The following is an 11,807-nucleotide window of genomic DNA, read 5'->3' on the forward strand; positions in this document are numbered from 1 at the left end:
GGTCTACTTCGAGACCTTGCAAACCGCCAGCGCCGGAAGCTGAGCCCGCGGCCCGTGAGCCCAGGCACCTGGGCTCACGAGTGGGCGGGCGCTCCGTCAGCTCACGCAGTCTCCGCGCGTCGGCCGGGTCGAAGGACGTGGCGTCACGGATGCGGAATTGCAGTTCAGAGGCGAGACGCCGGCGATATGCCCACGCCTCGCCGCTACCTGCTCAAGGCAGTCCGTTGGGTCCTGCCTATACGGCAGACTGGCGAAGCAGTGCCATGCGCCGCTCGATCTCCTTTTCGCCTGCTCCGGCGAAGGTGAGGATGTCGGTCAGCCGGAAGATGCGGCCACCGCCGCCCCAATTGCCGTCGGTGATCTCGTTGATGATCACCCAGACGCGGAAGCTGTCCTCGGGGGCAGGGGCCTGGCCGTTCATCTCAGCGCGCAGGATCTGCTCGGTCACCTCCGCGACCAGTCCTGCCTTGGCGTCACCGTCCAGCGTGCCCTGCGGTACACCCACCACGACCCGGTAGCGGGGCTGCTGGGTGGGACGGCCTGCCACCGTGACCAGCGCCGACTCGTGCAGGAACGTCCAGGCGATCGACTCGGCCGCCTTGTTTCCGGGCTTTGCGCCCTCCCATTTCAGCAGGGTACGGGTAAGTGTCTCCATGAGCTCGGCCTTGCTGTCGCCTGTGAAGGTGCCGCTCGGCATGGTGAGGTCGATCATGGGCATGGTCTGCCTCCAAGGCGGTAAGTTCACTAGAGCAACTGACGCTAGCAAGGTCAGTTCTTTAGAGCAACTAGCATGGCCGTCATGCGACGAACCCGCTTCGACAACTGGCCCTGCTCGATCGCCCGTACCGTCGATCTCGTCGGAGACTGGTGGACGCCCCTGGTCATGCGAGAGGCTTTCTACGGTGCTCGCCGTTTCGAGGAGTTCCAGCAGCGGCTAGGTGTGAGCCGCAATGTCCTCACTCAGCGACTCGATCGCCTCGTTGATGAGGACATGCTCGAACGCCGGCCCTATCAGGATCGGCCGGTGCGTCACGAATATCGGCTGACTGAGAAGGGCCGCGATTTCTTCACCGTGCTCGCCGCGATGATCCGCTGGGGAGACCGTTGGTTGGCGGATCCCAGTGGGCCGCCCATCGAGCTGCGTGACCGTGAGACGGGCCTACCGGTCGAGTTCGAAGTGATCGATGCGCGAACAGGGCGGCCGATCGACGTGCGTCAGATCATCCCAATGCCCGGACCGGGACTCCCCAAGGACCTTGCTGAGCGGTTCCGAGAAGCGAACCACGACCAACCAAGATCAGACGCCCTCTAAGGGTTCGGCTCGCGGCCGTGACCGAACTCGGTCGTCCGCCTGGAGCGGACGCATGGGCAAACGCTCCCATCGTGAGGCGATCCCTTGCGGTCGGCCACCGGGCCTCCATGCCGGGGTGACCCCCGGATGCCGTTACTGGATGGGGACGTGGAGGTCGCGGAACGGGCCGATCTTGACCTTGAGGGTGTCGGCGGTGTCGGGCAGGGCGAAGAGGTTCCAGAACTCGCGGGTCTGGCCCGGTGCGAACTTCTCGGTGCTGATGCGGACGCCGGAGACGTCTGTGCATGCGCAGTAGAAGTCCACGCCGTCGTCGGTGGGGACCTCTAGGCGGCCGGGCAGGTACTGGCGGCGGGCGGCGACGTCGGTCACGCGGACGTTGCTTGCGGCCTGGTACTTGTACGCCTCCCAGTCCTGAGCGTGGCGAAGGTCCCTGAACCAGGTCTCGGCCGATCCCTTATTGGTGATCTTGTAGGTGAGCAGACCGAGGCCGCCGGGCAGTCGGCGCAGGCCGGCGACCTCCATGGCGATGGGCTGGCCGTCCGCCTTGGTGGTGCCGGTCAGGCCGGCCGCGCCGGGAGAGGTCGTGGCCACCGGTCCCTGGGTAGCGGGCTGAGGTTTGGGGAAGGTCACCGTGACGCGGCGGTTGCGGCGCTTGCCCTCATCGCTGTCGTTGTTGTACAGCGGGCGGCGCGAGCCGTACCCCTTGGTCTGGAAGCGGACCCCGTCCCTGGACAGCAGCGCCGACAGGGCGTGCTGTATCGCCTGGGCGCGGTGCAGCGACAGTGGGTCGTTGATGGCGTCGTTGCCGGAGGAGTCGGCGTGGCCCGCCACCGTCACCACCGTGGCGGGGGAGGCGTCGATGAGCTTGGCAGTGCGGGCCATGATCGACTTCGCTTGGAGGGTGAGGGTGGCCTTGTCCACCGCGAACAGCACGTCGGAGGAGAGGTTGACCTGCAGATCCTTGCCGTCGTCGGCGGTCTCCTCCGATTTGTCCAGGGATTCGGAGGGGAGGATGAGGCGGCGGGTGACCAGGGTGACGGTGTCGGCATCGGGGTCGGGAAAGTCACCGGTCGGAGCTTCGTCGCTGATGGGCACGTTGAGCATCGGCGGGCCCACGGGGGTGATGACGGTGGTCGTCGCAGGGTTGCCCGACGGTGCGGGCAGCACCGCGTAGACGGTGATCGACCGACCGGGGTCGATGAAGCGGCCGAGGCCGTCGCGGTCCCGGTCGCTGCACAGGCAGGGGGAGCCGACGGGTTTGTACGGCAGGAGCCAAGTGCGGGCCTGCGCGTCGAGGACGCCGATCCCGGAGGCCCACTTGATCTCGCCGAGGGGGCGGGTGCGGTCGCCCATCTCGCCGGCCCAGGACAGGTGCTTCTCGGTGCCGGTGTTGGACAGGCGGATCTGGGCGATGAGGTGCTTGCCCTTGACGCGGTTGAGGCCGACGACCTCGACCTTGAGGTTCTCCGTCATGGTGCTGCGGGTTTCGGCCAGTGTCGGTCGGGTGTCTTGACCCGATGCCGTGGCGGTGGCAGGCGGAGCGTTGGTGGCGGGCGGGGGCGCGGCTTCCTTATTCGGCAGCACCTCGCACCCGGCCGCTGCGAACGTGAGTACGGCGCTCAGGGCCAGGATCCGGCCAGGCGTGGGGGAGGTTGTGTGATGTCGGAAACGACAGAGCTTGGTCATGGTCCTCGACTGCGGTTGATGGGGTCGGTCGCGAGCGGGCCGGGACTGGCGCAGCATCTTGCTCGCCTCCTCTACCTCGGGCCGCTCGGCCGGTGGGCAGCCGCGTCAGCGACTCCAAACGGGTGCCGAAGCGGCTGACGCCGACCCGACACCCCGCTCGACGTCCACGCGGCGCGAGTCTTCGTTCTCATCGAGCCGCGGTACGGCCTCGACTCAAGGACCCGACGGGCCCGCGAGGCGGCGCGCCGGGCGAGTGCCCGTCGCCGGCGGGTGCCACCTCGCTGCGGCGGGCGGCCGAGATGGTCAGAGCCGCCACCAGTGCGGTCACGACCACCGTTACGGCGAGTGCGGTCCACGTGGCCGCGTCGGGGTGGACCAGCGACTGGCCGCGCATCGCCTGCCACGTCGTGATGGCGAACAGCGCGGTGTAGCCGAGAATCACGACCCCGGTCAGCTGGGCGCGCACGCGTTCGCTGCGCAGCCAGCTGATCCGGGCCGCGAGGGTGGTGAGAAGCAGCACCGCGAGCACGAACACCTGGATGGAGTGCAAGCCGATGAAGTGCGGAACGCGCAGGTCGCCGCCTACGGTGCTCCAGTTTGTGATCGGCATGCCGTCGCCGTCCGGTGCCCCGACCCCGTGCTGCCCCAACAGCGTGACCGGGTTCCCGTAGGCGTCCTCGGCCGTCCGTGGCCCAGTCGCGGCCCGCCCGCGGATGAAGGACGCCAGCGCCATGCCGATGACGGACAGCCCGATCCCGACGCGCAGGGCCAAGGTGAGTGCCGTGCCGCCGACCCGCTGGAACAGCAGCATGACAGCGATGAGCAGGCTCGCCCCGAACAACGCGACCACGCCTGAGGAGAAGACCACCTGCCCGATCTGGTTGAACGCATCGGTGTTGACGTTGAAATGGCTGTAGGTGCCGCGGGCGGCCTGTACCGCGATGAAACCGACGTCGATCAGCCCGGCGACGGCGAAGGCCGTTCCGAGGGTCCACATCGTGCGTCTTGCCCTGCGAAGCTTCGGCAACAGCCAGGCGAGCGTCGCGCCGTAGATGACGAACGACACCCCGAACTTCAACGGCTTCGCCCAGATCGATGCCTGCATGAGCTCACGACTGTCTGCGAAGAGACCGAAGCTCGCGACGACGACGAGCGCGGACATCGCCGCCACCATAATCATCAATGGTCGATGCCACGACCGCACTTCGGCGAACGAGCCGGACAACTGGTTCATACGATCACCATTCCGGTGTCGCCCATGCTCCGGCCTGTGGTCAGCGCCAGCCACAGCGAGGGGACGAGCTGACGGGCAACGGAATCGCTCAAAAACGCTTCGGCGAGGACGTCCAGCACCGCATGCCCTTCTGCGTCATCCGCATGCCGCGGGGGTGCGTACGGTGTATCTCGTGTCATGCGCACATCGTATCCGGGCTATGTGAAACGCCCGCATATTCGGCGTTACAAAGCCCAGAAAGTGAACTAGTACTCTAAATATTGAACTAGTACACTTGTCGAAGTGCGCGACACCCCTACGAACCGAGGTCCCATGCCGTCGTCAACGCAACGTCCGGATCCGCCCTACCGGCGGATCGCCGCGGAGTTCCGTTCCCGGATCCTGACCGGCGACCTGCGGCCAGGCGCTCGGATGCCCTCGATCCGGCAGATCGCCCAGCGAGGGGGCGTAGCGGTCGCGACCGCGACGAAAGTGATGGCTGCTCTCCGCGACGAAGGGCTGGTCGAAACGAAGGTCGGCGCTGGCACGGTGGTCAGCATCCGTACGGTCCAGGAACAGCCGGTCGGCCCGACCACGCCGCCAAGCCCGCGGCGAGCCGACATCCCCAAGCAGACACTGAACCGCAAGCACGTACTCCGAACGGCCATCGCGATCGCCGACCTTGAAGGACTCGACGCCGTATCCATGCGGCGGCTGGCGACGGAACTCGACGTCGGTGCGATGTCGCTGTACCGGCACGTGGCGAACAAGGACGAACTGGTGACGCAGATGGTCGACGAAGTCTTCGCCGAACCAGAGCTGCCCACCCCCGGGCCGGAGGGGTGGCGAGCCAAACTCGAACTGATCTCCCGCCGACAATGGGAGCTGGGGCGCCGACATCTCTGGCTGCCCAGGGCCGTCTCCTTCACGCGCCCGTTGCTCGTGCCCAACATGATGGCTCACACCGAGTGGACCCTGCGCGCGCTCGACGGGCTCGGGCTGCCCATGACGACGCGAACTCGTGAGGCACTCGCGCTACACGCGCTGGTCGTCACCACCGCCCTGTCCATGGCCGACGAAGCCGAAGCGGAGCATGAGACCGGAGTGACGCTCACCCGGTGGCGGCTCGCACAGCAGGGCCGGGCGGACGAACTCCTCGGCCGCGGACGATTTCCTCTCCTGGCCGCGATTCCCGAGGAAGCGGTGTCGGACCTGGACGGACTGTTCGAGTACAGCCTCGCACGTCACCTCGACGGTTTCGCCGCCATGCTGGAGAGAGAATCCCGAACGCGGTCATGAAGGTCAAGGCCCCCGACCGTCGGAGGGGCCGTGGCCGGCTGCTCGCTGGAGGAGGCCCTGGCCGACCCGGTCACCGGCGAGGTCCGCAAGATCAAACTGGTCACCGACAACGGCAGCGCGTTCAAAGGGGCCGCGTTCGCCCGCTTCATCACCGGCCGGACCGAGTTCGTCCACACCCGCACCCGACGCAGATCATCCGGGCACAACGGCGTCCGCGAGCGCGCGTTCGGCTCACTGAAGTACGAGCACCCGCACCGGATCGAGATCGACGACCTCCCGGCCCTGACCCGCGACGCCGAGACCTACCGGCAGAACTCCAATCATCCGACCCCACCAAGCGCGGGCGGGGCGCGTTACCGGCCGCTGGCCTGCCGGAGCGCGTCGCCGAGCGCCTCGGTGCTGGTCACACCGACGATCAGCTCGCCGTTCTCGAAGACGAACCTTGGCACGGTGGTGACGCCCTCCCGCCGCGCTGCGGCCACTTGCTCATGTACCTCGGCGCGCCCCTCCTCGGAGGCGAGAAAGTCCCGCACCCGGCCGCCATCCAAGCCGACCCGCTCGGCCAACTCGGTGAGTTGCATGTGGTCGGCGACGTTCACGCCATCGCGGAAGTACGCGTCGAAGAGGGCGGTCGCCAGCGCGGCCTGCACCTCGGCACCGTGCTCGTACAGGGCGAGCCACAGCAGCCGGTGCGCGGTCAAGGTGTTGACCGCCATCGCACGGTCGAATCGGTACTCGATCCCTTCACTGGCGCCGACCCGTGTCATCTCCGTGAGCATCGCCTCAGCTTGTTCCGGACCGAACATCTCGACCACCGTGTCCATCAGTGGCCGGGGCTCCTCGGACGTGTCGGGAAGCAGCTGGTACGGACGATGGACGAGTTCGACGTCCGGTTCTGCGCCGGCCGCGGCCACCGCGCGGTGGAACTGGTGCGTGCCGAGGCGGCACCACGGGCACGCGATATCGCCGTATACCTCTACCTTCATCCTGGGTCCTAATGAGTTCTGGGAGTAAGCCAACCGGCAGACTCCGTGGTGGACAGTGCCTGCCGGTGCAGGGGAGCACGCTGGGGTCCCGCAGCACTCGGAGGGCATGGGACCATGCGAGGAGTTCATCCAGCATGGTGATCAGGGCGGTTTCCTGGCGACTTTGGCAGCCCGGACCCGCAGCAGTAACTCAACGCGATCGAGACTCGATCAGATCGTGGAGCTGCTGAGTCACGGGATCGTGCGGGCGAGCGGCGAAGGCTATGTGCAGCCAGCCGTCGGCGTCGGCTTGGAGGAGATCGTCGCGGATGGATGGGTCGGCACCGCGCTCCAGGAGCAGGCGGATCACTTGGAGACGACCGCCCGGGATTGCCCAGTGCAGGCCGGTCCGCCCGAGGTAGGGCGCGACGTCGGGATGGACGCCGCGGTCGAGGAACCAGCGCACGACCTCGATCCGACCGTGCTGGCAGGCATGGACGAATGCCTCTCCCACGATCTCCTCCGGATCATCGGTCGCCGGCAGCCGAGACGGAAAGCCTGCGCCGGTGTCGGCGAGGTCGGGGCGCGCCGACGCGGCGTCCGGCCGGAGCCTGCCGTCCGCGGCGAAACAGGCCCGCACCAGATCCAGCCGGCCGCAGGCGGCATACGTCCAGAGCGCCTGCGGGACGATTCCGTGCCTGGCGAGTAGGTCGACGACCTCCGTGTTGTCGTGGTAGATGGCGTCCTCTAGCGGGGTGATGCCCCATTTCCGGATGCCAGGGTCGGCGCCGGCGTCGAGCAGCAGGCGCACGTATTCGACCCGGTTGAAGCGGGCAGCCCAGGCGAGCGGGAGATCCAGGTTGGTGGCCTTGCCGAGCAGGACATCGACTGCGGCGCGCGGCACGCCGAGCTCCTTCTCGAGCCGGACACCGGGGATCGTCTCGGAGCCCGCGAACATGTGTAGCAGGGTGTCGGCCTGCTCGGCGGTCAGACTGGCCAGCCGATCGGTATCGCCGGCCAGCAGGGCTTCGGCCTCGCGGTGCAGCTGCCGCCGCTTCTTCCGACGTTCGTCGAGATCGCGCCGGGATTTCTCGGTAAACGAGACGAGCTCCTGCCAGGTCGGGAAGCCGAGCTCCCGCGCGATGATCAGCCGCGCGTCGCGAAGCTCGGCGGTCGCGGCGGAGGTCGCGGTGGCGTGCCGGGGCACGTAGGCCCGCAACCGTTGCAGCGCGCCGGGATCGTCGCGGCGCACCTCGACGAGGAGGGCCTCGGCCATCGAGGCGTAGATGCCCGGCCTGACCCCCATGAGGCGGGAGACCGGCCGGTCCTCGGTGTTGCTGCGGCTTTCGACGTGGTCGCGAAACTCGGCCCAGGTCCGGAATCCGTGTTCCTGAGCGAGCACGAACAGGACGTCGCTGAGCAGGAACCGCTCGGCGGCTCGATCGCCCAGCATGTCGGCAACCCGGGCTTCGGCTGCCGCATCGCCCGCCGCGTACGCGTGATGCAGGCGCTTGGCCTGCTTGCGGTAGTACTCCAGGTTCGGATGGGCTGGCAGCTCAAAATGACGATCGGACATCGCAACCTCCTTCGTCGCCGAGGTCCGCTTGCCCGGCCGGAAAGAGGTTGGTCTTGTCCAGTGCGTTGACGTGCTGCTCGAGGTGGGAAAATCCCTGCCCGCGGACTGGCAGCGCCCTCGCACGCTCCTTTCAGAGTAGTGATGGGCTCTGCGTGGAGGCAACCGTTAGGAAGCGTCGATCGCGGCCCGCGTCAGGCGCGGGGACCGCCTTGTCCAGCTTCTGTGGGCAAACGCTCTAACCGGCGCACTTAATCTCACGATGTCAGGATCTCGCGTCCGTCAAGATTCATGGCACGCGCTCAAGAGTCGGTCTCCGACCATGTCGAGTTCCTATGGTGCGCGTGCAGCGGAGCAGGTCACGGGGATACCGGGGCGATGACCGCGAGGCCGGAGGCCCGCATCTCCTGGGCGAGGGCGACGGCCTTGTCGAGTTCGGGCCGGGTCCTGGCACGGGCGGAGTTCTTCTCGGAGGAGATGTGCGTGGCGCCGGCGCCCTTGAGCGAGTCGAGCTGGGTGTCCAGGGACTGGCGGAGGGTGGAGGCGCGGGCGTAGCCGATCCGGGCATGCCCGAACGGTTCGGTGTCGGCGGCCGCGGGGCGGGTCGGTGTTCACCAGCTGATTCCGGCCGCCACCGGCCGGTGGTCGCTGCCGGTGGCCGGTAGCACCCGCGAGCTTTCCGGCTCCACGCCTCTGACCAGGATCTGGTCGATCCGCGCCACCGGGAACTTCGCTGGCCAGCTGAAGCCGAAGCCGTCCCCGGCCGCGTCCTGGGCCGAGCGCAGCTGCGAGGTGATGTCGTCGAACGCGCGGTCGTCCATGGTGCCGTTCAGGTCGCCGAGCAGCACCACCCGCTCGTTCTGCTCGGCGGCGATGGCCTTGCCGAGCGCCTGCGCGCCTCTGTCCCGGTGGGCCGTCCAAAAGCCCGCCCTGGGATTCACCCGTGCGGACCCCAGGTGGGCCACATACACCGCCAGCGGCCCGTGGTCCGTGGCCACCGTGGTGCGCAGCGCCCGGTTGTAAGCCATCTTGATGTCGGCCGGCTTGGTGTCCGCCAGCGGCCCGGCGTCCATCTTGATGTCGACCGGCTGGGTGTCCGACAGCGGCAGCTTGCTCCACAGCCCGACTGTGCCCTGCACCGTATGGTGCGGGTACGCCTTCGCCAGCTCCTTCTCGTACGTGCTCCTGGCCTGCTGGGTCAGCTCTTCCAGTGCCAGCACGTCCGCGCCGGAAGCGGCCAGGTCGCGGGCGGTGCCGACCGGGTCGGGGTTGTCGGCGCCGACGTTGTGACTGGCCACGGTGAGGTCGCCGCCCGGGTGGGACTTGTCGCTGAGCAGCCCGCCGAAGAGGTTCAGCCACACCATGACCGGCAGCAGCAGCGCGGCCACCGCGGAGGCGGAGCGGCGCCACAGCGCCCCGGCCAGCAGCACCGGGATGAACAGGCCGAACCACGGCAGGGAGGTCTCTACCAGGCTGCCGAGGTTCCCGATCCGGTTCGGGATCTTCGCGTGCAGCAGCATGAGCAGGCCCAGCAGCAGCGCCAGCGCCGCGAGCACCAGGCCGCGCTTCCAGGGCCCCGGCCGGGAACCGATGCGGATCGCCCGGCGGATGCCCGCGCGCCAGGTACCGGAGCCGGTATCCCGGCGGATGCCCGCACCGCCCTGTTCGGTCTCCGCCGTGTCCACCTGCGCCATCGTCTGTCCTCGCTCACTGCCGGTCACTGTTGCGTCCTCGGGTCCTGGGTGGGGTCGGCATACATACGCGGGCAACGAAGGGCGTCTGGTTCGCCCTTACGCCGCGGCCGTAGAGCCGGCAGCTTCAGGTAGCTCCCATGACGCCCGTGCAGGCAGTGATCAGGTGGCCTTGCCGCGGGCGATGTAGAGGTTCATGTCGGTGAAGTCGAGGGTGACGTTGTAGGGCTTGTAGAAGGGGTGGAAGAAGGCGGCCAGCACGTCGAACCCGTTGGGGGCGGGCGACCGGCTTGGGTTCACCACGCAGTAGACCTCCTTGGCGGCGGTGTCGCCGAGGCGGATCTCCTTCGGGTAGCAGGGGTAGGCGACGGTTGGGTGGCTGTGGGCAAAAGTCTCCAATGGGCGGTCGTAGTCGGTGCGGATCCGCAACTGCTCGGCCGTTTCCTCGGATATGACCGCGGCGCTCTCGCTGGTTCCGCCGATGGACAAGCCCACCACCCGTGTGCCGGAGCCGGCGACGCTGCCCCTGCTGTGCAGCCCGTGCTCACGGGCCAGCCACAGTGGCAGGGGCTCTGCGCCCGCCCGTTCGGCGTCGGCGCGTGCCTTGCCTGCCGTTTCGGGGGTGCGGCGGCGCAGGATCAGCGACCGGCCCGCGTAGTCAAAGGTGGTCAGCAAGTGGTAGAAGACCCATGTGCCGATGATGCCGTCATTCGGCCCCCCGGGCGAAACTTGGTCCGACTCCGACCACTCCACGGGGATGTTGCGCAGTTCGATGCCGCCCAGCTTGAAGGAGTCCAGCACCCCGAAGTACTGCCATGCGGTGCCGTCTAGGTACTCGATCTGTTGCTTGGCCACGGGGCTCAGCCCGGCTTCCTTGGCTACTTCTGCGGACATGCCCAGCCACGGGGCGCCGGTGTAGGGCATGAAGCGCTTCGGCGGTCCGCCGTTGACCGAGGCCTCTACCAGCGGTGACGGGTCCGTCTGCTGCCATGGCAGCCGCGCGATGTCGCCGTGGATCTGATACGGCTTGCCGCGGACTGCCCCGAACCATTTGGCGAAGACCTCCCTGCCGGCCGCTTGCCAGCATGGTACGGAGAGGGAGAATTTGTCCTGCCGGATGTAGCAGTCGGCCAGGAACCGGTTGGCGTCCTTGTCGTCGGGCGCCAGTTCGATGGCCATCTTGAGATACTTCTCAGCCTCGGCGAACTTGTTGCCCAGTAGCCCGACATAGCCGCGCTGGCGGGCCGCGTGCACGTTCTTGGGGTCTTTTTTCAGGATCTCCTCATACGCGCGGCCGGCCTGCTCGAACTTCCCGGCCTTGAACAGCGCGTCCGCGTTACTGCTGTCGGCGTGCGCTGTGGCCGCCTCGCCCAGCAACGGCGCCGTCGCGGCGGCACCGGCCACCACGGCGGCGCCGCGGAGCAGCGAACGCCGGTCCCATTCTCCGTCATCAGCCACGGCCTTCTCCTTTCGTGACCACCTTCCGCCGCAACTTTCTATCCAACGGGCGGTCACAGCACGGTGCCCAAAGCTGTGACCCGGCTGTGACCCGGGTCTGCGGCCAGAGTCGGGTGGTGCGGACTCCGCGATGGCCTCCGAAGCCGGGGCACCATGCCCTCGGCAGAGACCGCTGTGGTCCATGCCTCCACTCAAGTGCGCAGCTCGGCGATCCCGGCCTCCATCTGCCCCTTGCGACTGGACGGCCGCCCCGCTCCGCCCGCGGCCAACCCCTGCTTGCCCGCCTCCAGGAACAGGGCCTTCCACCGATCGAGGTCTCAGAGGTCTTGTTACATCGAGCGGCCTCGGCGATGGTCATCTCACCCGCGAGCACGGACAACACGATCCGCAGCTTGTGGGGGGCGACTCACGAAGCCTTCCAGGCTCAAAATGCCGACACCGCGCCCTGAGCCGACTCGCGCGGATATTGGCGCGGCATGTGTGTCCCGAACGTTGAGAGGAGCTTGATGTTGTAGGCAGAGCTTCTTGATGTGGTGTTGCGCGGGAGATGAAGGTTGGCCCTGCGGGGGGAGGCTTCAAACCACCTCATGCTGCATTGGCTGAAGACCGT

At 67.8% G+C, this 11,807-nt stretch carries 12 protein-coding genes; 2 read left to right on the top strand and 10 right to left on the bottom strand.

The window, feature by feature from the left end; genetic code table 11:
- Window positions 1–235: 235 nt before the first annotated feature.
- On the bottom strand, window positions 236–718 hold the full coding sequence (locus HKK72_RS29585; RefSeq protein WP_187237728.1) for a tautomerase family protein: 483 nt from the start codon (window positions 716–718) through the stop codon (window positions 236–238).
- An 81-nt stretch (window positions 719–799) separates the two neighbouring features.
- Here HKK72_RS29585 and HKK72_RS29590 point away from each other — a divergent pair, with 81 nt between their 5' ends.
- Window positions 800–1,312, top strand: coding sequence for a winged helix-turn-helix transcriptional regulator (locus HKK72_RS29590; RefSeq protein ID WP_187237729.1), 513 nt, complete (start codon window positions 800–802; stop codon window positions 1,310–1,312).
- 132 nt (window positions 1,313–1,444) lie between these two features.
- Here the strand turns inward: HKK72_RS29590 and HKK72_RS29595 are convergent, their stop codons facing one another.
- From HKK72_RS29595 to HKK72_RS29605, 3 genes are all read right to left on the bottom strand, one after another.
- The gene (locus HKK72_RS29595) at window positions 1,445–2,785 is read right to left on the bottom strand and encodes an OmpA family protein (RefSeq protein WP_187237730.1); all 1,341 of its coding nucleotides are present in this window, start codon (window positions 2,783–2,785) and stop codon (window positions 1,445–1,447) included.
- Window positions 2,786–3,185: 400 nt separating this feature from the next.
- Window positions 3,186–4,160: a hypothetical protein gene (locus HKK72_RS29600; protein WP_187237731.1), complete on the bottom strand. Its 975-nt coding sequence runs from the start codon at window positions 4,158–4,160 to the stop codon at window positions 3,186–3,188.
- 68 nt (window positions 4,161–4,228) lie between these two features.
- Window positions 4,229–4,411: a hypothetical protein gene (locus HKK72_RS29605; protein WP_187237732.1), complete on the bottom strand. Its 183-nt coding sequence runs from the start codon at window positions 4,409–4,411 to the stop codon at window positions 4,229–4,231.
- A 133-nt stretch (window positions 4,412–4,544) separates the two neighbouring features.
- Here HKK72_RS29605 and HKK72_RS29610 point away from each other — a divergent pair, with 133 nt between their 5' ends.
- Window positions 4,545–5,510 (top strand): GntR family transcriptional regulator, encoded by a 966-nt coding sequence (locus HKK72_RS29610; RefSeq protein WP_187237733.1) that lies wholly within the window; start codon window positions 4,545–4,547, stop codon window positions 5,508–5,510.
- A 353-nt stretch (window positions 5,511–5,863) separates the two neighbouring features.
- On the opposite strand, the gene HKK72_RS29615 is transcribed toward HKK72_RS29610, so the two are convergent.
- The 6 genes from HKK72_RS29615 to HKK72_RS40180 form a co-directional block, all read right to left on the bottom strand.
- Window positions 5,864–6,496 carry a DsbA family protein gene (locus HKK72_RS29615; protein ID WP_187237734.1) on the bottom strand — a complete coding sequence of 211 codons (633 nt, stop codon included), beginning with the start codon at window positions 6,494–6,496 and terminating at the stop codon, window positions 5,864–5,866.
- A gap of 190 nt (window positions 6,497–6,686) precedes the next feature.
- Window positions 6,687–8,051, bottom strand: a complete 1,365-nt coding sequence (locus HKK72_RS29620) for an ankyrin repeat domain-containing protein (protein ID WP_187237735.1) — start codon at window positions 8,049–8,051, stop codon at window positions 6,687–6,689.
- Between the two features lie 356 nt (window positions 8,052–8,407).
- Window positions 8,408–8,608, bottom strand: coding sequence for a recombinase family protein (locus HKK72_RS29625; RefSeq protein WP_187237738.1), 201 nt, complete (start codon window positions 8,606–8,608; stop codon window positions 8,408–8,410).
- Between the two features lie 51 nt (window positions 8,609–8,659).
- Window positions 8,660–9,742, bottom strand: a complete 1,083-nt coding sequence (locus HKK72_RS29630; RefSeq protein ID WP_187237736.1) for an endonuclease/exonuclease/phosphatase family protein — start codon at window positions 9,740–9,742, stop codon at window positions 8,660–8,662.
- Between the two features lie 159 nt (window positions 9,743–9,901).
- The gene (locus tag HKK72_RS29635; protein WP_187237737.1) at window positions 9,902–11,197 is read right to left on the bottom strand and encodes an aspartyl protease family protein; all 1,296 of its coding nucleotides are present in this window, start codon (window positions 11,195–11,197) and stop codon (window positions 9,902–9,904) included.
- A gap of 424 nt (window positions 11,198–11,621) precedes the next feature.
- Window positions 11,622–11,807 (bottom strand): hypothetical protein (locus HKK72_RS40180; RefSeq protein WP_222721294.1); only part of this gene is annotated, 186 nt, incomplete at its 5' end.

The organism is Actinomadura sp. HBU206391 (assembly GCF_014323665.1).
Taxonomy (GTDB): domain Bacteria; phylum Actinomycetota; class Actinomycetes; order Streptosporangiales; family Streptosporangiaceae; genus Actinomadura_C.

Bases quoted from the DNA above. Each gene is read 5' to 3' on its own strand.
- HKK72_RS29585 (WP_187237728.1), bottom strand. From the start codon at position 718: ATGCCCATGATCGACCTCACCATGCCGAGCGGCACCTTCACAGGCGAC.
- HKK72_RS29590 (WP_187237729.1), top strand. From the start codon at position 800: ATGCGACGAACCCGCTTCGACAACTGGCCCTGCTCGATCGCCCGTACC.
- HKK72_RS29595 (WP_187237730.1), bottom strand. From the start codon at position 2,785: ATGACGGAGAACCTCAAGGTCGAGGTCGTCGGCCTCAACCGCGTCAAG.
- HKK72_RS29600 (WP_187237731.1), bottom strand. From the start codon at position 4,160: ATGTCCGCGCTCGTCGTCGTCGCGAGCTTCGGTCTCTTCGCAGACAGT.
- HKK72_RS29605 (WP_187237732.1), bottom strand. From the start codon at position 4,411: ATGACACGAGATACACCGTACGCACCCCCGCGGCATGCGGATGACGCA.
- HKK72_RS29610 (WP_187237733.1), top strand. From the start codon at position 4,545: ATGCCGTCGTCAACGCAACGTCCGGATCCGCCCTACCGGCGGATCGCC.
- HKK72_RS29615 (WP_187237734.1), bottom strand. From the start codon at position 6,496: ATGAAGGTAGAGGTATACGGCGATATCGCGTGCCCGTGGTGCCGCCTC.
- HKK72_RS29620 (WP_187237735.1), bottom strand. From the start codon at position 8,051: ATGTCCGATCGTCATTTTGAGCTGCCAGCCCATCCGAACCTGGAGTAC.
- HKK72_RS29630 (WP_187237736.1), bottom strand. From the start codon at position 9,742: ATGGCGCAGGTGGACACGGCGGAGACCGAACAGGGCGGTGCGGGCATC.